The sequence below is a fragment of the Agrococcus jenensis genome, assembly GCF_003752465.1.
Taxonomy (GTDB): Bacteria; Actinomycetota; Actinomycetes; order Actinomycetales; family Microbacteriaceae; genus Agrococcus; species Agrococcus jenensis.
In genome coordinates this window covers 752,724-777,870 of the sequence record NZ_RKHJ01000001.1, presented here as the reverse complement: position 1 = coordinate 777,870, position 25,147 = coordinate 752,724, and the positions used below count along the sequence as shown (strand labels likewise).

General features: G+C 73.3%; 24 protein-coding genes. 15 read left to right on the top strand and 9 right to left on the bottom strand.

Going from position 1 to position 25,147, the window contains the following annotated elements; genetic code table 11:
• The first annotated feature begins 31 nt into the window (after positions 1–31).
• A complete protein-coding gene (locus EDD26_RS03820) occupies positions 32–1,507 on the top strand; it encodes a sugar porter family MFS transporter (protein WP_123696493.1) in 1,476 nt (491 codons plus the stop codon).
• On the opposite strand, the gene EDD26_RS03815 is transcribed toward EDD26_RS03820, so the two are convergent.
• The 3 genes from EDD26_RS03815 to EDD26_RS03805 form a co-directional block, all read right to left on the bottom strand.
• On the bottom strand, positions 1,504–1,953 hold the full coding sequence (locus EDD26_RS03815) for a hypothetical protein (protein ID WP_123696492.1): 450 nt from the start codon (positions 1,951–1,953) through the stop codon (positions 1,504–1,506). The genes EDD26_RS03820 and EDD26_RS03815 overlap by 4 nt on opposite strands.
• An 85-nt stretch (positions 1,954–2,038) precedes the next feature.
• The gene (locus EDD26_RS03810; protein ID WP_123696491.1) at positions 2,039–3,346 is read right to left on the bottom strand and encodes a cytochrome P450; all 1,308 of its coding nucleotides are present in this window, start codon (positions 3,344–3,346) and stop codon (positions 2,039–2,041) included.
• A 60-nt stretch (positions 3,347–3,406) separates the two neighbouring features.
• Positions 3,407–3,733 (bottom strand): hypothetical protein, encoded by a 327-nt coding sequence (locus EDD26_RS03805; RefSeq protein ID WP_123696490.1) that lies wholly within the window; start codon positions 3,731–3,733, stop codon positions 3,407–3,409.
• 356 nt (positions 3,734–4,089) lie between these two features.
• On the opposite strand from EDD26_RS03805, the gene EDD26_RS03800 reads away from it, so the two are divergent.
• The 6 genes from EDD26_RS03800 to EDD26_RS03775 all read left to right on the top strand — a co-directional run bounded on the left by EDD26_RS03800 (position 4,090) and on the right by EDD26_RS03775 (position 13,722).
• A complete protein-coding gene (locus tag EDD26_RS03800) occupies positions 4,090–5,667 on the top strand; it encodes a DEAD/DEAH box helicase (protein ID WP_425453397.1) in 1,578 nt (525 codons plus the stop codon).
• A gap of 397 nt (positions 5,668–6,064) precedes the next feature.
• A complete protein-coding gene (gene kdpA / locus EDD26_RS03795) occupies positions 6,065–7,741 on the top strand; it encodes a potassium-transporting ATPase subunit KdpA (protein WP_123696488.1) in 1,677 nt (558 codons plus the stop codon).
• The gene (kdpB, locus tag EDD26_RS03790) at positions 7,738–9,888 is read left to right on the top strand and encodes a potassium-transporting ATPase subunit KdpB (RefSeq protein ID WP_123696487.1); all 2,151 of its coding nucleotides are present in this window, start codon (positions 7,738–7,740) and stop codon (positions 9,886–9,888) included. Before kdpA ends, kdpB begins: the two co-directional genes overlap by 4 nt.
• Before the next feature lie 9 nt (positions 9,889–9,897).
• Complete coding sequence (gene kdpC, locus EDD26_RS03785) at positions 9,898–10,509, top strand: potassium-transporting ATPase subunit KdpC (protein WP_123696486.1); 612 nt, start codon at positions 9,898–9,900, stop codon at positions 10,507–10,509.
• Between the two features lies 1 nt (position 10,510).
• Entirely contained in the window at positions 10,511–13,015 is a 2,505-nt protein-coding gene (locus tag EDD26_RS03780; RefSeq protein ID WP_123696485.1) for a sensor histidine kinase, read from the top strand.
• Positions 13,012–13,722 carry a response regulator transcription factor gene (locus EDD26_RS03775; protein WP_123696484.1) on the top strand — a complete coding sequence of 237 codons (711 nt, stop codon included), beginning with the start codon at positions 13,012–13,014 and terminating at the stop codon, positions 13,720–13,722. The genes EDD26_RS03780 and EDD26_RS03775 overlap by 4 nt, the downstream gene beginning before the upstream one ends.
• A gap of 34 nt (positions 13,723–13,756) precedes the next feature.
• Here EDD26_RS03775 and EDD26_RS03770 read toward each other — a convergent pair whose 3' ends face one another.
• Positions 13,757–14,722, bottom strand: coding sequence for an ROK family protein (locus EDD26_RS03770; protein WP_170165522.1), 966 nt, complete (start codon positions 14,720–14,722; stop codon positions 13,757–13,759).
• Positions 14,723–14,786: 64 nt separating this feature from the next.
• Between EDD26_RS03770 and EDD26_RS03765 the strand changes: the two genes are divergently transcribed.
• Positions 14,787–15,557 carry an endonuclease/exonuclease/phosphatase family protein gene (locus EDD26_RS03765; protein WP_123696482.1) on the top strand — a complete coding sequence of 257 codons (771 nt, stop codon included), beginning with the start codon at positions 14,787–14,789 and terminating at the stop codon, positions 15,555–15,557.
• A 44-nt stretch (positions 15,558–15,601) separates the two neighbouring features.
• Positions 15,602–16,717 (top strand): pyroglutamyl-peptidase I family protein, encoded by a 1,116-nt coding sequence (locus EDD26_RS14895; protein ID WP_123696481.1) that lies wholly within the window; start codon positions 15,602–15,604, stop codon positions 16,715–16,717.
• Positions 16,718–16,745: 28 nt separating this feature from the next.
• On the opposite strand, the gene EDD26_RS03755 is transcribed toward EDD26_RS14895, so the two are convergent.
• On the bottom strand, positions 16,746–17,405 hold the full coding sequence (locus EDD26_RS03755; RefSeq protein WP_123696480.1) for a YdeI/OmpD-associated family protein: 660 nt from the start codon (positions 17,403–17,405) through the stop codon (positions 16,746–16,748).
• 123 nt (positions 17,406–17,528) lie between these two features.
• On the opposite strand from EDD26_RS03755, the gene EDD26_RS03750 reads away from it, so the two are divergent.
• Genes EDD26_RS03750 through EDD26_RS03740 form a run of 3 tightly spaced genes read left to right on the top strand, consistent with a single transcriptional unit; the run spans position 17,529 to position 19,623 of the window.
• A complete protein-coding gene (locus EDD26_RS03750; protein ID WP_123696479.1) occupies positions 17,529–18,473 on the top strand; it encodes a hypothetical protein in 945 nt (314 codons plus the stop codon).
• The gene (locus EDD26_RS03745; protein ID WP_425453395.1) at positions 18,470–18,946 is read left to right on the top strand and encodes a phage holin family protein; all 477 of its coding nucleotides are present in this window, start codon (positions 18,470–18,472) and stop codon (positions 18,944–18,946) included. Before EDD26_RS03750 ends, EDD26_RS03745 begins: the two co-directional genes overlap by 4 nt.
• Positions 18,943–19,623, top strand: coding sequence for a DUF3618 domain-containing protein (locus tag EDD26_RS03740; RefSeq protein ID WP_123696477.1), 681 nt, complete (start codon positions 18,943–18,945; stop codon positions 19,621–19,623). The genes EDD26_RS03745 and EDD26_RS03740 overlap by 4 nt, the downstream gene beginning before the upstream one ends.
• Positions 19,624–19,698: 75 nt before the next feature.
• Here EDD26_RS03740 and EDD26_RS03735 read toward each other — a convergent pair whose 3' ends face one another.
• Positions 19,699–20,811 (bottom strand): threonine aldolase family protein, encoded by a 1,113-nt coding sequence (locus EDD26_RS03735; protein ID WP_123696476.1) that lies wholly within the window; start codon positions 20,809–20,811, stop codon positions 19,699–19,701.
• Positions 20,812–20,910: 99 nt separating this feature from the next.
• On the opposite strand from EDD26_RS03735, the gene EDD26_RS14890 reads away from it, so the two are divergent.
• The 3 genes from EDD26_RS14890 to EDD26_RS03720 all read left to right on the top strand — a co-directional run bounded on the left by EDD26_RS14890 (position 20,911) and on the right by EDD26_RS03720 (position 23,002).
• A complete protein-coding gene (locus EDD26_RS14890) occupies positions 20,911–21,216 on the top strand; it encodes a hypothetical protein (RefSeq protein ID WP_148058689.1) in 306 nt (101 codons plus the stop codon).
• 41 nt (positions 21,217–21,257) lie between these two features.
• Complete coding sequence (locus EDD26_RS03725) at positions 21,258–22,610, top strand: cryptochrome/photolyase family protein (protein ID WP_123696474.1); 1,353 nt, start codon at positions 21,258–21,260, stop codon at positions 22,608–22,610.
• A gap of 119 nt (positions 22,611–22,729) precedes the next feature.
• Complete coding sequence (locus EDD26_RS03720) at positions 22,730–23,002, top strand: hypothetical protein (RefSeq protein WP_123696473.1); 273 nt, start codon at positions 22,730–22,732, stop codon at positions 23,000–23,002.
• 60 nt (positions 23,003–23,062) lie between these two features.
• On the opposite strand, the gene EDD26_RS03715 is transcribed toward EDD26_RS03720, so the two are convergent.
• From EDD26_RS03715 to EDD26_RS03705, 3 genes are read right to left on the bottom strand one after another with little or no spacing between them, the layout of a single operon-like run.
• Complete coding sequence (locus EDD26_RS03715; protein ID WP_123696472.1) at positions 23,063–23,797, bottom strand: hypothetical protein; 735 nt, start codon at positions 23,795–23,797, stop codon at positions 23,063–23,065.
• 11 nt (positions 23,798–23,808) lie between these two features.
• The gene (locus tag EDD26_RS03710) at positions 23,809–24,726 is read right to left on the bottom strand and encodes an ABC transporter ATP-binding protein (RefSeq protein WP_123696471.1); all 918 of its coding nucleotides are present in this window, start codon (positions 24,724–24,726) and stop codon (positions 23,809–23,811) included.
• Positions 24,723–25,082 (bottom strand): GntR family transcriptional regulator, encoded by a 360-nt coding sequence (locus tag EDD26_RS03705; RefSeq protein ID WP_123696470.1) that lies wholly within the window; start codon positions 25,080–25,082, stop codon positions 24,723–24,725. The genes EDD26_RS03710 and EDD26_RS03705 overlap by 4 nt, the downstream gene beginning before the upstream one ends.
• Positions 25,083–25,147 lie beyond the last annotated feature (65 nt).

Sequence of the window (25,147 nt, the reverse complement as noted above, 5' to 3'; positions counted from 1 at the left end):
TGCGGACCCGCACGGGACCGGAGGATCGATCGTGGCTGTCGCGCCGCCCGTCGGGGCTGAGCCAACCCTGCCGCCGCTGACGCCGGGTCCTCATCGGCGACGCCTCGGCGTCATCTCGATCGTCGCGTGCTTCGGCGGCCTGCTGTTCGGCTACGACACCGGCGTCATCAACGGCGCGCTGCGCCCCATGAGCGCGGAGCTCGGCCTCGACGCGCTCGCCGAGGGCATCGTCACGAGCTCGCTCGTCTTCGCCGCCGCGATCGGCGCGCTGGGCGGCGGACGCGCATCCGACCGGTTCGGCCGCCGCTCGACGCTCGTGGCGCTCGCCGTGCTCTTCTTCGTCGGCACCGTCGTCATCGTCGCGGCGCCGGGCCTCGCGGTGCTGGTCGTGGGCCGCGTCCTGCTCGGGCTCGCGGTCGGCGGCGCCTCGACGGTCGTGCCGGTCTACCTCGCCGAGCTCGCCCCCTTCGAGATCCGCGGCTCGATCTCCGGCCGCAACGAGCTCGCGATCGTCTCGGGGCAGCTCGCCGCCTTCCTCGTCAACGCCGTGATCGGCAGCACGCTCGGCCACCTCGACGGCGTGTGGCGGGTCATGTTCGCCGTCTGCGCGCTGCCCGCGGTCGCCCTGTTCGTCGGCATGCTGCGCATGCCCGAATCGCCCCGCTGGCTCGCCGAGCACGGCCGGCACGAGCGCGCGCTCGCGGTGCTCCGCAGCGTGCGGGCGCCCGAGCGGGCGATCGCCGAGCTCGCGGCGGTCGAGCGCTCGGTCGAGCGGGAGTCGCGCGGCTGGACCGGGCTGCGCACGGTGCTCGCCAACCGCTGGCTCACGCGCATCCTGCTCGTCGGCATCGGTGTGGGCGTCGCCCAGCAGCTCACCGGCATCAACTCGATCATGTACTACGGCCAGACGGTGCTCGTGGGGTCGGGCTTCTCGGAGTCCGCCGCGCTCATCGCCAACGTCGCGCCGGGTGTCATCGCCGTCGTCGGCGGCATCATCGCCCTGTGGATGATGGACCGGATCGATCGTCGCCGCACCCTGCTCATCGGCTTCTCGCTCACGACCGTGTGCCACGTGCTCATCGGCGTCGCCTCGACGGTGCTCGAGCCCGGTGACCCGCTGCGGCCGTTCGTGATCCTGGCGCTCGTCGTCGCGTTCGTCGGCTCGATGCAGACGTTCCTCAACGTCGCCACCTGGGTCTACCTGTCCGAGATCTTCCCGCTGCGCATGCGGGGACTCGGCATCGGCGTCGCCGTCTTCGCGCACTGGACCGCGAACGGCGCGCTCGCGCTGGCCTTCCCGTCGCTCATCGACGCGGTCGGCATCACCGGCACGTTCTTCCTGTTCGCCGCCATCGGCGCGGTGGCGCTCGCCTTCATCGCGACGCAGGTGCCAGAGACGCGCGGCCGCACGCTCGAGGGCCTCGAGGCCGACACCCTGTCGGGCGCGCTCTTCCGTCGCCGCGACCGCGGCGCGCGGCCGCGCGCGGCGCGCGGCGAGGCCGGCTAGAGGCCGCCCGTGCCCCGCACGCGGTTGATGACGCCGTTCGGGGAACTCGAGATGTGCACCGCGGCGAGCGCGGGGCCGTCGTCGGTGACCCGGCGATAGCCGACCACGGCGAGGACGATGCCGACGGGGATGAGCACGAGCAGCACGATCGCGAGCACGAGCTGCAGCGCGGAGCCGTCGGTGCCGAGGAAGAAGGTCGCGACAACGTCGAGCTCCGTGCCGCGCACCGCCTCGGCCGTGGGGCCGACGCGCGTGCCGAGCGCGATCATCGCGCCGGTCGTCAGCACGAGGCCGGCGGCGAGCATGACGATGCCGACGAGCCTGCGGCGCCGGTCAGCAGCCGTCGCCTCCGGCCGGCGCGAGCTGTCGAGCGAGCGCTCGACGGGCAGGGCCGCGGCCTCGGGCGCAGTGCGCAGGATGCCGGTCTCGCTGGGCTTCTGGGCCATGGCGACCTCCTCGTGGGATGTCACCGCACGATAGCGCGCCGACGGCCGGACGTGTGCAAGTTTGCGCGATGGGCATCCGGCCGGGTCAGTGGAACGGGCACTTCCCGCGCGTCGCCGGGCGCTCGGCGGCTGCGCTGCGCACGCGCCCGCCGGAGGCCGGCTTCGTCGGCATGCGGCGCCGGCTGACCTCGAGCCCCTCGCCCGAGAGCGTCACCCGGGGGTCGCTGAGGGCGGCGATCGCGCTCGTGAGGGTCGAGAGCGTCACCTTCTCGCCCGGGCAGCGGTGGCCGGAGTTCGGGCGGCCGCCGCCCTGCGGCACGAAGGCCTCGATCGACTCGAAGTCGTCGACGCCGACGAAGCGCTCCGGGTCGAACGTCGAAGCGGTCGACCAGCTCGCGTCGTCGAGATCGGTGCCGAGCACGTCGAGGAAGACCTTGCCGCCCGCGTCCACGCGCTGCCCGTCGAGCTCGATGTCGCGGATCGCCTCGGCGGGCAGCATCGGCACGAACGGCACCGTGCGGCGCAGCTCGTGGGCGAACGCGGTCGCGAGCGGTCCGCCCGTGAGGCGGCCGCGCTCCGCCGCCTCGGCCGCGATCCGCGCCCGCCAGTCGGGATGCTCGTGCAGCTCCTTCGCGGCGAACGCCACGAAGCGCGCGACCGCGATCGCGGGCCGGAAGGAGTTCTGCAGCTCGATGCCCGCGAGGCGCGCGTCGAGCAGCTCGCCGTCAGGATCGCGGTGCCAGGCCCACGCGTGGAGCGCGGTGCCGGCCGTCGCCTCGAGCGTGCCTGCGCGCACCGCCTCGATGAGCTCGCGCGCGTGCCGGTCCGACCAGGCCCGGTTCAGCATCGTGAGCAGGTACTCGGGGGAGTAGGGCGAGCCGAAGCCGTCGACGATCTGCGCCTGCCGGCGCGCCCATCGCGTGCGCGCATCCGCGGTGCCCGGCAGCCCCGCCCACGCCTGCATCGCCCGGCCGATCGCGCCCACCGCGGCGTCGTAGGCCGTGCGCTCGCCGCCCGCCTGCCAGTCGTCGAGCTCGCGCCGCCACTCCTGCTCCAGGAACGGCTCGAGCCGGGTGACCTGCGCGTCGTCGTAGGCGAGGCCGAGGAACGTCTCCTTGCGGTGCCGGTGCTCTGCGGCGTCGAGCGTGTGCACGGAGCCGTGCCCGAAGAGCGACTCCTGGATGAAGCTCGGCATCGCGCCGTGGCGGCGCACGCTCTGGTCGTCGTAGAAGAGGCGTACGCCTTCCTTGCCGCGGACGAAGATCGCGTCGTCGCCGAGCACTCGCATCGGCGCCGCGCGGGCACCGGCGCGCACGCGCTTCCAGATCTCCGCGCCGGCGTCGTAGCCGCGGGTGAGGATCAGGAGGCCATCGTCCTTCAGGGGGTTGGGCATGTGGGGGACAGTAGCGAGCGCACGTGAGCGCGGCGTCCAGGCGGACGTGCATCGCGGCGGCTACACGTCGAAGCGATGCCAGACGGACGGCTCGTCGACGGGGCGCAGCGGCGGTCCGTCGGCGGTGGCCGTGGCGATGAGCCGCTGGCCGGCGGCGACGAGCGCGGCGCCGACGACGCCGAGCGCGATCCAGCCGAGCACCAGCGCCAGCACCGCGGGCGAGTCGCCCTCGACGCCGAGGAAGTAGACCGCGGCATGCTCCATGCCGTTGTCCCCCGCGATCGTGGCGGTGGGGAAGACCCGGGTGCCGAGCAGCACGAACGCCGCGTAGGCGGCGATGAAGCCGGGCACGAGCAGCCCCAAGCCGATGGCGTCGCGTCGCAGCACAGCACCTCCCCGGGCCCGCTCAGGTCAGCCAGCCTACGTCCGTCGAGCCCGCGGCGGCAGGGGGAAGTCAGGGCTCGGGCGGGCGCTCTGGCGCGATGTCAGACTCCCCTGCTAGACTGGGGGCACTGTGCGAGCAGGGCGTCGAAGCCGGCTCGCCAGCGGGAACCACTTCCCAGCGTCGTAGAACGCTCCTCTCTCCGCCCGGTCCAGCCGGGCGTCGACGAACTTCCACGGCGAACGATCGCGACCACCGTCGCGCTCGCCGAACTGCGTCGATGCACCCACTGCTCGTCCCGCACGGTCCTGCCGTGCCTGGGGCGAGGGTGCACGCGCACGCTCAACGAAAGAGCAACGCATTGACTGACACCACACTGACCTTCGCCGAGCTGGGCGTCCCCGCAAAGCTCGTCACCGCCCTCAAGGGCATGGACCGCGAGACGCCGTTCCCGATCCAGGCGGACACGCTGCCCGACACCCTCGCGGGCCGCGACGTGCTCGGCCGCGGCAAGACCGGCTCGGGCAAGACGCTCGCCTTCTCGATCCCGCTCGTCGCCCGCCTCTCCGGCGAGCTCGCCGGCGGCGGTCGCCGCAAGGGCCTGCCGCTCGGCCTCGTGCTCGCACCGACGCGCGAGCTCGCGACCCAGATCGCCGCGGAGATCGCGCCGCTCGCCAAGGCCGCCGGCCTCACCGTCACGACCATCTTCGGCGGCGTCTCGCAGCGCCCGCAGGAGACCGCGCTCCGCAACGGCGTCGACATCGTCGTCGCCTGCCCCGGTCGCCTCGAGGACCTCATGAACCAGGGCGTCGCGAGCCTCTCGGCCATCGAGATGACCGTCATCGACGAGGCCGACCACATGGCCGACCTCGGCTTCCTGCCGGTCGTCACGAAGATCCTCGACAAGACGCCCAGCTCGGGCCAGCGCCTGCTGTTCTCGGCGACGCTCGACAACGGCGTGGACAAGCTCGTGAAGCGCTTCCTCACCAACGAGGTCATGCACTCCGTCGACGAGGCGAACTCGCCCGTCGCCGCGATGACGCACCACGTCTTCGAGGTCGGCGCCGACGACAAGAACCTGCTCGTGCGCCGCCTCGCCTCGGGCGAGGGCCGTCGCATCCTCTTCACCCGCACGAAGCACCAGGCGAAGAAGCTCGCGAAGCACCTCACCGCGTCCGGCATCCCGGCCGTCGACCTGCACGGCAACCTGTCGCAGAACGCCCGCGACCGCAACCTCGCGCAGTTCTCCGAGGGCATCGTGCGCGTGCTCGTGGCGACGGATGTCGCCGCTCGCGGCGTGCACGTCGACAACGTCGAGCTCGTCGTCCACGTCGACCCGCCCATGGAGCACAAGGCCTACCTGCACCGCTCGGGCCGCACGGCTCGTGCCGGCTCGGCGGGCGACGTCGTCACGGTGATGATGCCCTCGCAGCGCGGCGACACCATGTCGCTGCTGCGCAAGGCCGGCATCGGCGCGAAGCCGCAGATGGTCATCGCGTCGTCGGATGCCGTCGACGAGCTCGTCGGACCGTACGCGCCGCACGTGGCGCCCGTCCCCGGCGGCCCCGGCTCGGGCAACGAGATCCAGCAGCAGCAGGGCGGCGGCCGCTCGGCCGGCGGTCGCGGCCGTCGCGGACCCCGCGAGGGTGTCGCAGGTTCCAGCGCGCACGGCGCCGGTGGCGGCGCGGCTCGTGCCGAGCGTCCCCGCAAGGACCGCTCGGGTCGCCCCGACGTCAAGCAGCCTGCGGCAGCAGGCGGCCGCGGTGGCCAGGGCGGCGCCCGCTCGGGCCAGCCGGCCCGCGGCGGCCGTGGCGGCCAGGGCGGCGCAGCCCGCGGCGGCTCGTCCGTCGCGTGGTCGTCGACCGGCGGCGGCTCGCTGCAGTCCGGCGGCAGCGAGGGCGGCCAGCAGCGCCGCGGCTCGCGTCGCGCGCAGGGCTGATCCCCGCGCATCCCCTCAGCTGAGGCACGACAAGGTCCCTCCCGCTCGCCGGGAGGGGCCTTGTCGCGTCCCGAGCGCGCGCGAAGGCCGTGAGCGTCGGCGCTTCGGCGTGAGGAAGCCGTGAGAGCGACGATCCCGTCGTCGCCTGAGGCGTTGGATCGGATCGTCGCCCCGCGGGGCGGCCGCGACCTTCCCCGGTCGTGCTCCCGAGTGAAGAAGCTGATCCACATGCTCGACGTGATCGTCGTGGCGAGCGCGCTCGCCCTGTTCGCCCTCCTGGGGCTCGTCGTCAAGGCGGTGGAGCGCCTGTGATGATCGTCGAAGTCATCGCCGCCGTCGCAGCGATCGGCGCGATCGTGCTGCTCGCGACCGCGCTCGTGCGTCCCGAGCGGTTCTGATGGAGTGGCTCTCGGGGGCCTCGTCCCTCCTCGTCGTCGTCGCCGCCCTCGCGGTCGTGCACCGCCCGCTCGGCGACTTCCTCGCGCACACCTACACGTCGACGCGGGACCTGCGCATCGAGCGCGGGATCTACCGCGTGATCGGCGTCGACCCGGAGTCCGAGCAGACGTGGCAGGCCTACGCTCGCGCCATCCTCGGGTTCTCGCTCGTCGGCATGCTCGCGGTGTACGCGCTGCAGCGGCTGCAGCCCGTGCTGCCGTACTCGCTCGGCCTGCCGGCGGTGCCAGAGCTGCTGTCGATGAGCACGGCGGCATCCTTCACGGCCAACACGAACTGGCAGTCGTACCTCCCCGAGTCGACCCTCGGCTACACGGTGCAGCTCGCGGGGCTCGTGGTCCAGAACTTCGTCTCTGCAGCCGTCGGCATGGCCGTCGCGGTGGCGCTCGTGCGCGGTCTCGCCCACCGCCGCTCGGGCACGATCGGCAACTTCTGGGTCGACCTCGTCCGCGGCACCGTCCGCGTGCTGCTGCCGATCTCGATCCTGGGCGCGCTCGTGCTGCTCGTCGGGGGCGTCATCCAGAACTTCAACGGCTTCCAGGACATCCAGACGCTCACGGGCGCCGCGCAGGTGCTGCCCGGCGGCCCGGTGGCGTCGCAGGAGTCCATCCGGCTGCTCGGGACGAACGGCGGCGGCTTCTTCAACGCGAACGCCGCCCACCCGTTCGAGAACCCTGCCGCCTGGACCAACATCCTGCAGATCCTGCTGATGCTGCTCATCCCGTCGGCCATGCCGCGCATGCTCGGCACCATGGTCGGGGACCGCAAGCAGGGCTACGCGATCCTCGCCGTCATGGGCGTGCTGTTCCTGGCGCTGTGGGCGGCCGCGATGGCGTTCGAACTCGCCGGCGCCGGGACGGCCCCCGGCCTCGCCGGTGCCGCGATGGAGGGCAAGGAGGCCCGGTTCGGCATCCCCGGATCCGTCCTGTTCGGCATCGTGTCGACCGGCACCTCGACGGGTGCGGTGAACTCGATGCACGACTCGTGGACCGCGCTCGGCGGCATGATGCCGCTCCTCGCGATGATGCTCGGCGAGGTCGCGCCGGGCGGCGTCGGCACCGGCCTCTACGGCATCCTCGTGCTCTCGATCATCGCGGTCTTCATCGCCGGTCTGCTCGTGGGTCGCACGCCCGAGTACCTCGGCAAGAAGATCAGCACCACCCAGATCAAGCTCGCAAGCCTGTCCATCCTCATCACACCGGCGCTCGTGCTCATCGGCACCGCGCTGTCGTTCGCGGTCCCCGCGGTGCGCGCCGATGTCGAGGGCACGTCGATCTGGAACCCCGGCGTCCACGGGCTGACCGAGGTGCTGTACGCGTTCACGTCGGCCGCGAACAACAACGGCTCGGCATTCGCAGGGCTCACCGCGAACACCGACTGGTTCAACGCCGCGCTCGGCGTCGCGATGCTGCTGGGCCGCTTCCTCCCGATCATCCTCGTGCTCGCGCTCGCCGGCTCCCTGGCGAAGCAGGACCACGTGCCGGCGACCGCCGGCACCCTGCCGACGCACAAGCCGCTGTTCGTCGGGCTCACCGCCGGCGTCATCATCCTCGTGACCGCGCTCACCTACTTCCCGGTGCTCGCGCTCGGTCCGCTCGCAGAAGGGCTGGTCGCATGACCGCCGTCATCCAGGCGCCCGAGGCGCCCGCAGCACCCCCCGAGACGAAGCGCTCGGGCATCGGTTGGGAGCAGGTCCGGCAGGCCGTCCCGGGCGCCGTCCGACGACTGTCGCCCCGGCACCTGTGGCACAACCCCGTCATGCTCATCGTCTGGGCGGGGGCCGTCCTCACCACGGCGATCGCCGTCATCGAGCCCTTCGCGGGCGGCCCCGGCACGTCCGGCGGCACGCAGGTGCCGGTGGCCTTCACCGCCATCATCGCCGTGTGGCTCTGGCTGACGGTGCTCTTCGCGAACCTCGCCGAGGCGATCGCGGAGGGGCGGGGCAGGGCGCAGGCCGACTCGCTGCGCGCCACCAGGACCAGCACGACCGCGCAGCGGGTGCACGCCTACGACGCCGACGCCGACGCGCCCGCCGAGCGCGCGCGCACGGCCGCGGTCGCCTCGAGCGACCTGCGGCTGGGCGACCACGTCGTCGTCACGGCGGGCGAGCTGATCCCCGGGGACGGCGACGTCGTGTGGGGCGTCGCCTCCGTCGACGAGTCGGCCATCACGGGCGAGTCCGCGCCCGTCATCCGCGAGTCGGGCGGTGACCGCAGCGCCGTCACCGGCGGCACGCGCGTGCTCTCCGACCGCATCGTCGTGCGCATCACGTCGAAGCCGGGCGAGACGTTCGTGGACCGGATGATCTCGCTCGTCGAGGGCGCCGCGAGGCAGAAGACGCCGAACGAGATCGCGCTCGACATCCTGCTCGCGTCGCTGTCGATCGTCTTCGTGCTCGTGGCGCTCACGCTCAACCCGATCGCGTCGTACGCCGCGAGCCCCGTGTCCCTCGCCGTGCTCATCGCGCTCCTCGTGTGCCTCATCCCCACGACGATCGGCGCGCTGCTGAGCGCGATCGGCATCGCCGGGATGGACCGGCTCGTGCAGCGCGGCGTCCTGGCGATGTCGGGCCGCGCCGTCGAGGCGGCTGGCGACGTGACGACGCTGCTGCTCGACAAGACCGGCACGATCACCTACGGCAACCGCCGCGCGACGGACGTGGTGCCGCTCGCGGGCGTCACCCGCGAGGACCTGCTGCGTGCGGCGGCGCTCTCGTCGCTCGCGGATCCCACGCCGGAGGGCCAGTCCATCGTGGAGCTGGCGCGCGCCGAGGGGATGACGCTCGACGCGCGGACGCCGGGCGACGTCGTCCCCTTCACCGCGGAGACGCGCATGTCGGGACTCGACCGGCCCGACGGCACCCGGATCCGCAAGGGCGCCGGCTCGGCGGTGCGCGCGTGGCTCGCGGCAGAGGGGGCGCCGCTCTCCGAGGCGGACGCGCAGGCGCTCGGAGCCGCGACCGACGCGATCGCGTCATCCGGCGGCACGCCGCTCGTCGTCGCGATCGCCGCACCGGGCGCGCCGGCTCGCGCCCTGGGCGTCGTCCACCTCAAGGACGTCGTCAAGGAGGGCCTGACGGAGCGCTTCGCGGAGCTGCGCGCCATGGGCATCCGCACCGTGATGATCACGGGCGACAACCCGCTCACCGCTGCGGCGATCGCGAAGGAGGCAGGGGTCGACGACTACCTCGCCGAGGCGACGCCCGAGCAGAAGCTCGCGCTCATCCGGAAGGAGCAGGAGGGCGGCAGCCTCGTGGCCATGACGGGCGACGGCACGAACGACGCCCCTGCGCTCGCGCAGGCGGACGTGGGCGTCGCGATGCACTCGGGCACGTCGGCGGCGAAGGAGGCGGGCAACATGGTCGACCTCGACTCGGATCCCACGAAGCTCATCGACATCGTGCGGATCGGCAAGCAGCTGCTCATCACCCGCGGCGCGCTGACGACGTTCTCGATCGCCAACGACGTCGCGAAGTACTTCGCCATCATCCCGGCGATGTTCATGGGCGTGTTCCCCGGGCTCGGCGTGCTCAACGTCATGGGGCTGCACTCGCCGGCGTCCGCGGTACTGTCAGCCGTCATCTTCAACGCGCTGGTGATCGTGGCGCTCATCCCGCTCGCCCTCAAGGGTGTGCGCTACCGGCCGGTCGCGGCGTCCCAGCTGCTGGGCCGCAACCTCCTGGTCTACGGGCTCGGCGGTCTCGTCGCCCCCTTCATCGGCATCTGGCTCCTCGACCTCGTCGTGCGCCTCATCCCCGGCTTCTGAGAGGCACCCATGTCCAGCACCAGAACCACTGTCCGCACCCTGTGGGTGTCGGTGCGGGCCGTCGCGGTCCTGACCATCACCACCGGCGTGCTCTACACGCTGGCGATCACCGGCATCGGCCAGCTGGCCCTCCCCGCTCAGGCGAACGGCTCCCTCCTCCGCGACGATGAGGGGCGAGTGATCGGGTCGTCCTCGATCGGCCAGCCCTTCACCGGCGCCGACGGCGAGCCGCTGCCGGCGTACTTCCAGCCCCGGCCGTCCGCGGCGGGCGACGGGTACGACGGCGGGCTCTCCTCCGGCTCGAACCTCGGCCCGGAGAGCCCGGAGCTCATCGCCGCTGTGGAGGAGCGCCGCGCAGAGGTGGCGGAGCGCAACGGCGTCGCCGAGGAGGATGTGCCCGCCGACGCGGTGACCGCCTCCGCCTCCGGCCTCGACCCGCACATCTCGCCCGCGTACGCCGCCATCCAGGTGGAGCGCGTCGCCGTCGAGCGCGGACTCGACCCGGCCGTGCTGCAGGCGCTCGTCGCCGCGCACACCACCACCCCCGTCGCCGGCATCGGCGGCGCGCCCGTGGTGCACGTGCTCGAGCTGAACGTCGCGCTCGACGGCCTGGACGGCTGACGTGGCACGGGGGCGGCTGCGTGTGCTGCTCGGCGCCGCCCCCGGCGTCGGCAAGACCTACACGATGCTCGAGGAGGGCAGGCGGCTGCATGCCGAGGGGCGCGATGTGGTCGTGGCGCTCGTCGAGACGCACGGGCGTGCCGCGACCGCGGCCATGGTCGCGGACCTCGAGGTCGTGCCGCGCGCCGACGTCACGCACCGAGGCATGCGCCTCGACGAGATGGACCTCGACGCCGTGCTCCGCAGGGCGCCGGAGCTCGCGCTCGTCGACGAGCTCGCGCACACGAACGCGCCCGGGAGCCGCAACGAGAAGCGCTGGCAGGACGTGCACGTGCTGCTCGACGCCGGCATCGACGTGATCTCGACCGTCAACATCCAGCACATCGAGTCGCTCCACGACGTGGTCCAGCGGATCACCGGCATCGCGCAGCGCGAGACCATCCCCGACCACGTGCTGCGCGAGGCCGACACGGTCGAGGTCGTGGACCTCTCGCCGCAGGCGCTGCGCGATCGGCTCGCGGGCGGCAGCGTCTACCCGGCCGAGCGCATCGACGCGGCCCTGTCGAACTACTTCCGCCTCGGCAACCTCACCGCGCTCCGCGAGCTGGCGCTCCTGTGGCTCGCCGACGAGGTGGACCAGGCGCTGCAGCGGTACCGAGCCGAGCAGGGCATCGACGCGTCGTGGGAGGCGCGCGAGCGCGTCGTCGTGACGCTCACCGGTGGGGTCGAGGGCGAGACGCTGCTGCGGCGCGGCGCGCGCATCGCCACCCGCTCGTCCGGCGGCGAGCTCCTCGCGGTGCACGTCACGACGCAGGACGGTCTCCGCCGTGGCGATCCCGAGGCGCTGGCCCGGCAGCGCGCGCTCGTCGAGGAGCTGGGCGGCACCTTCCACCAGGTCGTCGGCGACGACATCCCGGCAGCACTGGTCGACTTCGCGAAGGCCGTGAACGCGACGCAGCTGGTGATCGGTGTGTCCCGCCGCGGTCGGCTGCAGTCGGCGCTCACCGGCCCCGGCATCGGGCAGAGCGTGATCCGCGCCGCCGGACGCATCGACGTGCACGTCGTCAACCACGCGGCAGCCGGGGGCAAGCTCCGACTGCCGCAGCTCGGCAGCGCGCTCTCCACAGGTCGTCGGGTCGCGGGCTTCGCGCTCGCGCTCACCGCCGGGCCGCTGCTGGCGTGGCTGCTCGCCGGCGCCCGGGAGGAGGAGCAGGACCTGCTCACCACGGACGTGCTCGCCTTCCAGCTGCTCGTCGTGATCGTCGCGCTCGTCGGTGGCCTGTGGCCTGCGGTGTTCGCCGCGGTCATGAGCGGTCTGACGCTGAACTTCCTGTTCACGGACCCGATCTACACGATCTCGATCGACGAGCCGGTGCATGCGGCGACCATCGCGCTGTACGTCATCATCGCCGTGCTCGTCAGCATCGTCGTCGACAGGGCTGCTCGCCAGACCCGAGCCGCCCGACGGGCAGCGGCGGAGGCGGAGCTGCTCGCGATGGTCGCCGGCAGCGTGCTGCGCGGCGACGACGCGCTGCAGGCGCTCGTCGAGCGCGCCCGTGAGGCGTTCGGGCTCGAGAGCGTCGCCCTCGTCGACGGCGGCACGGTCGCCCTCCGGTCGGGTGCGTCGACGCGGGAGCCCGCATCGATCCCGGTCGGCGACCAGGCGACGCTCCAGCTGCACGGCCGCGAGCTCGCCGCGAACGAGCGCCGGCTGCTGGGCGTGATCGTCGCGCAGCTCGAGGCCGCCCTCGAGCGCGACGACCTCGCCGAGACGGCGAGCGAGGTCGCGCCGCTCGCCGCCAACGACAAGGTCCGCACCGCCCTGCTCGCGGCCGTCAGCCACGACCTGCGACGGCCGCTCGCGGCCGCGGTCGCCGCGGTCAGCGGGCTGCGGGCCACCGGCGACATGCTCGCGGACGAGGATCGTGACGAGCTGCTCGCGACAGCGGAGGAGTCGTTGGAGGCCCTCACGGCCCTCCTCACCGATCTGCTCGACGTCTCGCGGCTCCAGGCCGGCGTGCTGGCGATCTCGTCCACCCGTGTCGACCCCGCCGCCGTCGTGCTGGCCGCTGTGGAGGAGCTGGAGCTGTCGGCTGCGGAGGTCGACCTCGACCTCGACGCGATGGACGCAGCTGCGTCGACCGACGTGCTCGCCGACCCCGTGCTGCTGCAGCGCGTGCTCGTGAACGTGCTCGCGAACGCTCGCCGCCACTCGCCGCCGGACGCCCGCGTCCGCATCGCCACGAGCGCCTTCGCCGGGCGCGTCGAGGTGCGCATCGTCGATCACGGACCCGGCATCCCGGCAGATCGACGCGACGAGGTGTTCGTGCCCTTCCAGCGGCTCGGCGACACCGACAACACGACCGGGCTCGGCCTCGGGCTCGCCCTGTCGCGGGGCTTCGTCGAGGGCATGGGTGGCACGCTCGAGGCGGAAGACACACCCGGAGGCGGCCTCACCATGGTCGTCACCCTGCACGCGGCCGACGCCGCCCAGGAGTCAGCATGAAGATCCTCATCGCCGACGACGACCCGCAGCTGCTGCGCGCCCTCCGCATCACGCTCACCGCCAAGGGCTACGAGGTGATCGCCGCCCCCGACGGCACCGCGGCCGTCTCGCTCGCGGTCGACGCCCGGCCGGATCTCATCATGCTCGACCTCGGCATGCCCGGCCTCGACGGGATCGAGGTGATCCAGGCCATCCGCGGCTGGTCGTCGACGCCGATCCTCGTCGTCTCCGGACGCACGGGCTCGGCCGACAAGGTGGAGGCGCTCGACGTGGGCGCTGACGACTACATCACCAAGCCGTTCGCGATCGACGAGCTGCTGGCACGGCTCCGTGCGCTCAGCCGGCGCATCCCCGACGAGCCCAACCTCGGCACGATCGCCTTCGCCGGCATCTCCGTCGACTTCGCCGCGCGCCGCGCGATGCAGGGCGAACGGGCGATCCGCCTGACGCCGACCGAGTGGCGGCTGCTCGAGCTCCTCGTCGAGCAGCAGGGCAGGGCGGTCTCCCGCGAGTCGCTGCTCGACGCGATGTGGGGGCCGTACTACTCGCGCACGTCCAGCAACCTCCGCTTCTACATCGCGCAGCTGCGCAAGAAGCTCGAGCCCGAGCCGAGCGAGCCCGTGCACATCGTCACCGCCGACGGCAGCGGCTACCGCTTCGAGCTGGGCGGCGGCATCGACGGGCGAGAGGACCGGACGGAGGCCTGAGCGACGGGCGTGGCCCGCGCTGCGGCGCCTACGGTCAGCGCGAGGCGAGCACCGCCGCGCCGATCGCTGCGGCGTGGCCGCCCAGGCGGGCGAGCTCGAGCCGACGCGGCTGCGGGACGCCCTGCAGCGGCGCGTGGGCGGCGAGCTCCCGCTCGATCACCGGCAGCAGCAGGTCGGCGCACTCGAGCATCACGCGGCCGCCGAGCACGACCACCTCGGGATCGAAGGCCGGCAGCAGGCGGCGCAGCCCCGCGGCCACCGCCCATCCGGCCCGCTCGAGCACGGCGAGCGCGGTCGCGTCACCGGCCCGCGCCGCGCGCTCGAGGTGCACGGCGGTCGCCCGGCCGCCCGGCGCGAGCGCGACCGCCGCCGGCACCGCGGCCGCGTCGCGCGCGAGCGCGTTGCCGCCCGCGTAGGCCTCGATGCAGCCGCGCGCCGTGCACGAGCAGACCGGTCCCTGCTCGTCGACGGTCACGTGGCCGAGCTCGCCGCCGAGGCCGTGCGCACCGATGAGCGGCCGGCCGTCGACGACGAACGCGCCACCGACGCCGGTGCCGAGCGCGATGAGGATCGACGACGACGCATCCGCCGCCGCGCCCATCGCCGCCTCGCCGACCAGGTAGCCGTTCGCGTCGTTGTCGATCGTCACCGGCACGCCGAGCCGGTCGGCGAGCGCCGCGCGGAGGGCGAAGTCGCGCACCGCGAGGTGCGCCGCCCAGGTGACGACCTCGCGGTCGCGCGTCAGCCACGCCGCGATGGCGAGGCCGACAGCCTCGATCGGCGCGTGGCCCTCCTCGGCGAGCAGCTCGTCGAGCTCGCGCACCGCCGCCTCGAGCGCGTCGAGCAGCGCCTCGGGCCCGTGGATGCGGTGGGCACGGTGGGTGCGCGCCAGCACGTCGTCCTCGGCCCACACCGGACCGCTGCCTGGGTCGCCGCCGCGCCCGCGGAGGGCGACCCCCGCGATCTTCGTCCCGCCCACGTCGAGGCCTGCGATCGTCACGGTCTCATCCTGCCGTGCCGCGCGGCATCCCGTGCGGGGAGGCCTCCGCAGGCAGGATGCAAGCATGCGGCTCGCCTCGTGGAACGTCCTGCACGGCCGGACGAGCGCCGACGCCGCTGTCGATGGGGATCGCTTCGCCCGAGCGATCGCGGCGATCGACGCCGATGTGCTCGCGCTCCAGGAGGTCGATCGCGGGCAGGCGCGCTCCGGGCTGCTCGACCTCGCCGAGATCGCCGCCGAGGCGACGGGCAGCGCCGTCGCGCGGTTCGTGCCCGCCATCATCGGCGACCCCGCGCGCGAGTGGCGCGCCGCGGAGGCCGCAGACCTCGACGCGGTCGCCGACGGCTACGGCATCGCGCTCGTCTCGAGATATCCGGTGCTCCGCTGGCACGTGCTCCGGCTCGAGTCCTCGGAGCGCTTCCGCGCGCCCGTGCTGATGCCCGAGACGCGCAGCGTCCTCTGGCTCCGCGACGAGCCGCGCGCGGTCGTCGCGGCCACGATCCGCACGCCCCTCGGCGATTGGACGGTGGCCTGCACGCACCTGTCGTTCCTGCAGGGCGTCAACGTGCGGCAGCTGCGGCGGACGATGCGATGGCTGCGCCAGCTGCCGGGGCCGAGGGTGCTGATGGGGGACCTCAACCTCCCGCCCGCGGTCGCGCGCCGGGTCGCGCAGGCCGACCTCCTGGCGCGCGGCGCGACCTTCCCGCAGCAGCGGCCGCTCGTGCAGATCGACCACATCCTGAGCGCCGATGACCTGCCGCGATCGCGGCAGGTCCGCCTCGCGCGGCCCGCGCTCTCCGACCACATGCCGATCGCGATCGACTTCGAGGAGTAGCACCCGGGGTGTCCCGGATCGAGACGCGGGGCAGACTGGGTCGCATGCGCATCCTCGTGACCGGCTTCGAGCCCTTCGGCGGCGACGCCGAGAACGCGAGCCTCGAGGCGGTGCGGCGGCTGGAACGGGCCTGGTCGGCGGACCCGCAGCCGGGCGTCGAGCTCGTCACCGGCACGCTGCCGGTCGCCTTCGCTGCAGCGGGGGAGGCGCTCGCGGCGCTCGTCGCCGAGCACCGGCCGGATGCCGTGCTCGCGGTCGGCGAGGCCGGCGGCCGGGCGGCGATCACGCCGGAGCGCTGGGGCGTGAACGAGGACGACGCCCGCATCCCGGACAACGACGGCGACCAGCCGCAGGGCACGCCGATCGATCCGGACGGCCCGCCGCGGCGCGCATCCGGCTTCGACGTCGACGCGCTCGCGGGCGCGATCCTCGCGGTCGGCCTGCCCGCGCATCCGAGCGCCGATGCCGGCCGCTTCCTCTGCAACCACGTCGCCTACCTCGCCGCGGGCCTCGACGTGCCCGGTGGCTTCGTGCACGTGCCGGCGGTGCGCTCGGGCGGCACCGCGGGCGTCGGGCGCGAGACCGACGCGGCCGCGGCGCCCACCGCGTCCGCGCTGACGTTCGACGACCTCGCGCTCGGGCTCGCCGCTGCCGTGCGCGCGATCGCGAGCGGTCGCGTCGGCGCGTCGGATGCCTCCGAGGCCGGGACGCGCATCGACCGCGCGGGCACCGTGATCGCGGTCGCGCCCGAGCGCGTCTACGAGGCGCTGCTCGACCCGGTCGCGCTCGCCGCCTGGCTGCCGCCCGAGGGCACGACCGGCACGATCGAGGACATGGATGCCCGCGAGCGTGGCGGCTTCCGCGCCGTGCTGCGCTTCGAGCACCCCGACGACACGAAGACGACCGACGACACGGATGCGTCGGTCGTCACCTTCGTCGAGCTCGTCCCCGGCCGGCTGGTCGTGCAGCGGGTGGCGTTCGAGACCGACGAGGAGCGCTTCCGCGGCGACATGCTCATGACGTGGCGGCTCGAGCCGGTGCAGGCAGGCACGCGGGTGACGGTCTCGGCGACGGATGTGCCGGCCGGCATCGCGCAGGAGGACCACGAGGTGGGCCTCGGCTCGTCGCTCGCGAACCTCGCCCGCTACCTGGAGCGGTAGCGCCCGCCGCCGCCGCGACGGGGCGCGCTCAGCCGGCGGCGCGCGCCGCAGCCGCCGCGCGCTCGACCCACTTCGGGGTCTCGCCGTAGCGCTGCGGTGGGATGAGCCTGCCCGCGGCGGAGTCGTCGGCGAGCTGCCGCGCCCGCTGCTCGCGCGTCTCCGCGCGCTTCGCGCCGAGCACCCAGGCGGTCGCGCCGCGCCGGTAGGTCGCGGTCGCGGCGGCCAGGAACGCCTGCGCCGCGGGCGACGCGTCGAGGTGGGCCTGCAGCTCGGGCGGCAGCGCATCCACCTGCGTCTCGTAGGCGTAGATCGCGGTGCGGTCGTCGCGGCGGGCCTCGAACGCGGCGATCCCTGCCGGGCGCATCCGCCCCTCCGTCGTGAGCCGCTCGACGTGCGCCACGTTGACGGCCGACCAGTTCGAGGTCGCCTTCCGCGGCGTCCAGCGCTGGCGCCGCGCGTCGTCGTCGATGCGCTGCGAGAGGGAGTCGATCCAGCCGAAGCAGAGCGCCTCCGGCACCGCCTCGGCCCACGTCAGGCCGCGCGGTTCGACGTGCTTCGCGTTGAGCCCCATCCACAGCTCGGTGGCCGTCTCGTGATTCGCCTCGAGCCATGCGCGGAACTCCGCCGCGTCGCGGAAGAACCTCGCGGGCCGGTCCGCCGTGCCGCCCTGCGTCCCCGTGGATGCCATGCCGGAAGCGTGCCACAGGCCGCAGACGTCTTCAGGCCAGCACGGATGCAACGTTCAGGAATGGGGTACAGAGTCCATAGGAGCAGGGGGACAACCTCCCGCGTCAACAGGATTGGATGACTCATGACCGACGCATACCAGCCCAATGACCCGCTCCGTCGGCCCGCTGGGCTCCCGCCCGAGGCTGAGGCGGTCTTCGACAGCCCGACCGTGCCGGTAGCGGCGACGCCCGCGACGGGCACCACCGTGCCGCCCATCACGACCACGCCGTCGACCGGTAGCGGGCAGACCTCGGGCGTGAAGGACACCGCCAAGGAGTCCGCCAAGGACGTGAAGGACACCGCCAAGGAGGAGGCCGCCAACGTGGGCGAGTCCGCCAAGGACGCCGCAGGCCGCGTCGCGGGCACCGCGAAGGACGAGGCGCGCAACGTCGCCACCGAGGCGAAGCAGCAGGCTCGCCAGCTGCTCGACACGACGCTGCAGGAGGCGCGCAGCCAGGCCTCGACGCAGCAGCACCGCGCCGCCGACGGCCTCCGCACCATCGCGAGCGACCTCAGCTCGCTGTCGTCGGGCAGCGGCGGCACGGACGGCGTCGCCTCGCAGATCATCGGCGAGGTCGGCAGCCGCGTGGAGTCGGCCGCGAGCTGGATCAGCGAGCGCGAGCCCGCGGATCTCCTCGAGGAGCTCAAGCGCTACGCGCGCCGCAACCCGGTGACGTTCATCGCCATCTCGGGCGTCGCGGGCCTGCTGGTCGGCCGCCTCACGAGCGGCCTCATCGCGGGCGCCAAGGACGAGCGGGCCGCCACGGCCGGCACGACCGGCCCGACGTACGGCACCACGACCGGCGCCGCCTACGGCACTGGCGCCGCCTACGGCACTGGCTCCGCCTACGGCACCGGTTCGGACTACGCGACCGGCTCGGACTACGGCACCGGCACGACCGGTGACGTCACCGCGCCGCGCCACTCGGCGGTCGACACCGCCGCATGGGTCGACGAGCCCCTGACCGGCACCGCCGCGGACGACGCCATCTACGGGACCCGTCCCACGGAGGAGCGCGGGCTGTGAGCAGCACCGAGTACGGCGCGCCCGGCGCGCATGCCGCCCACGAGGACCCGGTCGTCGCGGCAGCCACGAACGACGCCGAGCGCCGAGCGGCGCAGCAGTCGATCGGCGACATCGTCGGCGACCTGATGCAGGACGTCTCCGCCCTCATGCGCGATGAGATCGCGCTCGCGAAGGCGGAGGGCATCGAGCAGGCGAAGCGCGCCGGCAAGGGTGCAGGGATGCTGGGAGGCGCCGGCTACGCCGGTCACCTCGTGGTCCTGTTCCTGTCGCTGACGCTGATGTTCGTCCTCGGCGACCTGCTCGACCACCTCGGATGGGGCGCGCTCATCGTCGCCATCATCTGGGCCGTGGTCGCCCTCGTGCTCTTCCTGCAGGGCCGCAAGGCGCTCAAGCAGGTGGAGCCGATGCCCGAGACGGTCGACTCCGTCAAGCACATCCCCGATGCACTGCACACCAAGGAGGAGAACCGATGACTGAGACACCCGAGGAGATCCGCGCGCGGATCGACCGCACCCGCAACGAGGTCAGCGGCGACGTGGACGCGCTCGCCGAGAAGGTCTCGCCCAGCAGCATGGTCGACCGTCAGGCGACGCGAGCCAAGGCCGCGATCGGTGACGTCAAGGAGCGCCTGTTCGGCAGCGACCACCCCGCTGACTCCGGAGCCGTCGGCCGCGTGGGCGACCGCGTCGGTGACAGCGTGCACGGGGCCGTCGGCAACGTGCAGGGCGCCGTCGGCCGCGTCGGCGAGGGCGCTCAGGACGCCGCGCAGACCGTCGCCCGCAAGGCGAAGGGCAACCCGCTCGCGGTCGGCCTCATCGCCTTCGGCGTCGGCGCGCTCATCGCGTCGCTGATCCCGGCGAGCGAGCCCGAGAAGCAGGCCGCCGCCAAGGTCAAGGAGAGCGCCCAGCCCCTCATGGAGGAGGCGAAGGACGTCGCGAAGGAGGCGGGCGAGCACCTGAAGCAGCCCGCGCAGGACGCCGCGCAGTCGGTCAAGGAGACGGCGCAGGACGCCACGGCCAACGTCAAGGACGAGGCGCAGGGCGCCGCCGGCCAGGTCAAGGACGACGCGCAGCAGGCGAAGGACCGCGTGCAGGGCGAGGCCCAGCAGGCGAAGGACCGCGTGCAGGGCGAGGCGCAGTCCGGCTCCTGATCCAGCAGGACGAAACAGCCACGGGGCCTCGGCGGAGTACCGCCGGGGCCCCGATGGTGTCTGCGGCCGGCCGGCTCAGCTCGTGGGCGGGAACGGTGCGGCGGGCAGCGGCTCCGCGGGCGTCGCCGCCTCGACCGGCTCCCCGCCGACGGCCTCGCGCACGGCCTCCGCGAGCGCGTCCACGTCAGCCTCGGTGGTGTCCCAGGTGCACATCCAGCGCACCTCGCCGGCGGCGGCATCCCAGTCGTAGAAGAAGAACGCCTCGCGCACCGCGTCGGCGACGCCCTCGGGCAGCCGCGCGAACACGCCGTTCGACTGCGTCGGGTAGGCGAACGAGACGCCCGGCAGCTGCTCGACCGCGGCGCGCAGCCTGGCCGCCATCGCGTTCGCGTGCACGGCGTTCTCGCGCCACAGCTCGCCCTCGAAGAGCGCGACGAGCTGCGCCGAGATGAAGCGCATCTTCGATGCGAGCTGCATGTTGAGCTTCCGCAGGTAGACGAGCCCGTGGCCCGCGCGCTCGGAGAGCACGACGACCGCCTCGGCGCCCATCGCCCCGTTCTTCGTGCCGCCGAGCGAGAGGATGTCGACCCCGGCATCCGTCGTGAACGCCCGCAGCGGCTGGTCCAGCGCGACCGCGGCGTTGGCGATGCGCGCGCCGTCGACGTGCAGCAGCATGCCCTTGGCGTGCGCGTGGTCGGCGATCGCGCGGATCTCGTCGGCCGTGTAGAGGGTGCCGAGCTCGGTCGACTGCGTGATCGACACGGCGAGCGGCTGCGCGCGGTGCTCGTCGCCGTAGCCCCATGCCTCGAGGTCGATGAGCTCGGGCGTCAGCTTGCCGTCGGGCGTCGGCACGGTGAGCAGCTTCATGCCGCCGACGCGCTCGGGCGCGCCGCCCTCGTCGACGTTGATGTGCGCGGTCTTCGCGGCCACCACGGCGCCCCAGCGGGGGAGCAGCGACTGCAGGGCGAGCACGTTCGCCCCCGTGCCGTTGAAGACCGGGAACGTCTCGGCCTGGTCGCCGAAGTGGCGCCGCACGACCTCCTGCAGGTGCGCGGTGTACTCGTCGGCGCCGTAGGCGGTCTGGTGGCCGCCGTTCGCGGCAGCGATCGCGGCGAGCACCTCGGGGTGCACGCCGGAGTAGTTGTCGGATGCGAAGCCGCGGCGGTCCGCGTCGTGGAGCGTCTGCACGGATCCATCCTTGCAGGCGTCCAGGACGGTTCCAGGTCGGGGGACGAGAGTGCTGTGCGCCAGCGGTGCCGCCGGTGCCGCAAGAGGATCGGAGTGGACATGTCTGACGAGACCGACCAGGCACGGGTGCCGGAGGGTGCGGGCGCCGTGCTCCCGGACGACGCGATCCCGGCGTCGGCCGACAGCCTGGGCGCGGCCGAGTGGCCGGCAGGCGAGGCGGACGAGCCGCAGGGCCAGCACGAGGTGCAGTCCGGCGACGGCGGCCGGGTAGCGGGCACCGCGTCGGCGGAGGACGAGCGACTGCGCGCGGATCGCGAGACGGATGACGGCGAGCTCACGCCGAGCGACCCGTCGAGCGCCGAGCAGGGGAAGCCCCCGGCGAACCTCGCCGAGCCGCTGCGCTGAGCGCACATCGGGCATCCGGCGGGCGGCAGTAGCCTGCCCGCATGGGTGCCCAGATCGTGTGGTTCCGGCGCGACCTGCGAGTGCGCGACCATCCCGCGCTCGTCGCGGCCGCCACGGCCGGCGAGGTGCTGCCCGTCTTCATCGTCGACCCGGCGTTCGTCGGCGCGGGCACCGCGCGCGCCGCGGCCCTGCGCACCGCCCTCGCCGCGCTCAGCACGGCCACCGAGGATGCGCTCGTCGTGCGGGAGGGCGCCCCCGAGCAGGTGCTGCGCGAGCTCGTCGACGAGGTCGGGGCGGATGCGGTGCACATCTCCGGCGAGTCGACCCCGGGGGGTCGCCGGCGCGACGCGCGGGTGGAGCAGGCGCTCGACGTGCCGCTCGTCGCGACGGGCACGCCCTACGCCGTCTCGCCGGGTCGCGTGAGGAAGGCCGACGGCTCGCCCTTCCGCGTCTTCACGCCGTTCTCGCGCGCCTGGCTCGCGCACGGCTGGCGCGCGCCCGCCGAGCTGCCGGACGCCGTGCGATGGCTGCGGGGGATCGAGGGCGAGCCGCTGCCCGCGGTGCCCGAGACCGAGGCCGAGCTGTCCTGGGCGGCGGAGGACACGGCCCTCGAGCGCTGGGCCGCCTTCCTCGACGGCCCCATCGACGACTACGACGAGCACCGCGACCGCCCCGACCTCGACGGCACCTCGCGGCTCTCGATCGCGCTGAAGCTCGGCACGGTGCATCCGCGCACGCTGCTCGCCGACCTCGATCGCATCGCGCCGCGGCGCAGCAAGGCGGCGCAGCGCTCGCTCAAGCGCTTCCAGGCCGAGATCGCGTGGCGCGAGTTCTACGCCGACGTGCTGTGGCACCACCCGCGATCGGCGTGGCGCGACTTCGGGGACCAGCTGCGCGGCATGGCCTACGACGAGCCGGGTGAGGGCTTCGAGGCGTGGTGCGAGGGTCGCACCGGCTTCCCGTTCGTCGACGCGGGCATGCGGCAGCTGAGTTCGCAGGGCTGGATGCACAACCGGGTGCGCATGGTGACGGCGAGCTTCCTCACGAAGGACCTGCACGTGTGGTGGGTGCACGGCGCCCGGTTCTTCCAGGAGCAGCTGGCCGACGGCGACCTCGCCTCGAACAGCCACGGCTGGCAGTGGACGGCGGGGACGGGCACGGATGCGGCGCCCTACTTCCGCGTCTTCAACCCGGTCGTGCAGGGCCAGCGCTACGACCCCGACGGCGAGTACGTGCGTCGCTGGGTGCCGGAGCTCCGGCACATCGCCGGCGCCGCGGTGCACGAGCCGTGGAAGGTCGCGGACGGGTGCGCCCAGGGCTACCCCGAGCGCATCCTCGACCACGCCGTCGAGCGCCAGGAGGCACTCGACCGCCTCGCCGCCGTGAAGGGCTGATCCGGCTCGCCTGCGCGGCCATCCAGGTTGTCAGTGGCGGTCCAGGTTGCCGGAGAAGACTCGCGGCGCGGAAGCAGCGGCACCGACCGGTGCCGTCCGCGCAGCAGGAGGGAGACCCGATGACGGACGCATCGCAGAGCGGCGACGAGCTGCAGCCCGGTGGCACCACCGGCGCTGAGCACGACGGCAGGATCCAGCAGGTGGCCGCGGAGTCGCAGGACGCGCTCGACGAGGCGCTCGACGGCCCGTCGCCATGGGGCGCAGACCGGCCCATCAGCGGCGAGCCGACCGATCCGCTGGCCGGCTCCGGCGCCCCGACCGAGGGTGCGGGTGAGCCGCAGCAGGCGGTCGCCGCCGACGACGACGACGCCGCCGAGGGCGCAGCGCCCTAGCGAGACGAGCGGGGCCCGCCCGAGTCGACGACTCGGGCGGGCCCCTGCTGCGTGCTCGGCTCAGCGAGCCTGCGCGCGGCGCACGAGCGCGAGCCAGACGGCCGCGCCGACCGCCCCGAGGAGGGCGACGACGCCCATCCAGGGCAGCCAGCCCATCGTCCCGACGTCGACCGCGAAGCCGCGGAACGGCTCCGAGAGCACGAGGCCTGCCGAGAAGGCCAGCACCACGACCGCGAGCGCGATCCAGAAGACCCAGAGGAACGACTGCCCCCAGCGGTGGAAGGCGGTGGTGATCGCTGCGCCGACGAGCATCACCGAGAGGATGAGCAGGAACGTCTGCACGAGCGTCTGCCACCACTCGCCGGTGCCGGTGAAGTGCGTGTCGAAGAATCGGATGCCGAGCCCGAAGCCGCCCGTCGCGACCTCGATCACCTTGCCGATCGTGATGATCACCGCGTAGAAGGCCGCGTTGCCGGCGAAGACGAGCGCGGTGCCCGTCGCGAACTCGCGGCGGGTGAGGCCGAGGCCGAGCGCGAGCGGGAAGTACTGCCCCATCGCGGTGAAGCCGAAGCCGATGAGCGGGCCGAGCAGCGCGAAGATCGCGCCGTTCCACTGCATGCCCATGTTCATCCCGGCGCGCGCCTGGGCGCCATCGCCGGCTGCGGCTGCGACGTTCACGACGAGCGCGCCGATGATGAGCACGACCGTGAGCGACATCAGCATGATGACGAGCGGCCAGCCGAAGGCCTGCAGCTTGTTGACGGTGTGGAGCTGGACGACGTTGCGGATGCGCATGACGGTGCCTCTCAGGAGGTCGCGACGTCGGTCGCGGAACGGGTGCCGATGGGCTGCTCGGCGGCTGCGGCGTTCGCCGTGGTGAGGTGCACGAAGAGTGCCTGGAGCGAGACCTGGCTCACGTCGAGCCCGGCCTCGCGGGCGGCGCGCTCGTCACCGGCGCGCGCGGTGAAGGTGGCGGTGGCGAGGGTGCCGAGCACGGTGCGCTCGAGCACCTCGCGGTCCGACAGGAACGCATCCACGTCGGCCGCGCGGCCGGAGACCGCGATCGCCGCGTGGTGCAGCTCGTCGGTGTCGGCGTCGAGCAGCACGCGCCCCTCGTCGAGGATGATGACGTGCTCGAGGAGGTTCGCCACCTCGTCGATGTGGTGCGTCGAGAGCACGACGGTGCGCGGGTGCTCGCTGAAGTCCGCGAGCAGGCGGTCGTAGAACATCCGCCGGGCGACCGCGTCGAGCCCGAGGTAGGGCTCGTCGAAGAACGTCAGCGGCGCGCGCGAGGCGAGCCCCACGACGATGCCGATCGCCGACAGCTGGCCGCGCGAGAGCTTCTTGATCATGCGCTTGACCGGCAGCCGGAACTCGTCGACGAGCCGGTCGGCGAACGCCTGGTCCCAGTTCGGGTAGGCGCCGGCCGCGACCCGCAGCACGTCGATCGCGCGGAACGTGTCGGGGTACTTCTGGCTCTCCTGGATGAAGCACGTCTGCATGAGCACGTCGGCGTTCTCGACCGGGCTCGCCCCGAGCACCTCCATGGTGCCGTCGGTCGCGAAGACCTGGCCGGTGAGCAGCTGCATGAGCGTGGTCTTGCCGGCGCCGTTGCGGCCGAGGAGGCCGTGGATGCGGTGCTCCTCGAGCGCGATCGAGACGCCGTCGAGGGCGCGTACCTCGGGGTAGTGCTTCGACAGCTGGCGGGTGACGATGGCGGTCATCGGACGGCTTCCTTCGTGATCATGTCCGCGAGGTCCTCGGCGGAGATGCCGAGCTGTGCTGCCTCGCGGAGCAGGGGTGCGATGAACTGGTCTTGGAACGCGAACCTCCGGCGCTGCCGGAGCGCTTCACGAGCGCCTGGGGCGACGAACATGCCGATCCCTCTCCTCTTGATGAGCACCCCGGCGTCGACGAGCAGGCTGAAGCCCTTGCCGGCGGTCGCGGGGTTGATGCGGAGGAAGGCTGCGAGCTCGTTCGTCGAGGGCACGGGGTCGTCCTCGGCGTAGGTGCCGTCGAGGATCCCGTCCTCGATCTGCTCTGCCACTGCTACGAACAGCGGCTTGCTGTCGTCGAGCATGCTGCTTCCTTCGGTCGGTGGGTCGGATGTGCGCACATCCGGGAGCGGGCGGGTCGCTGACGCGT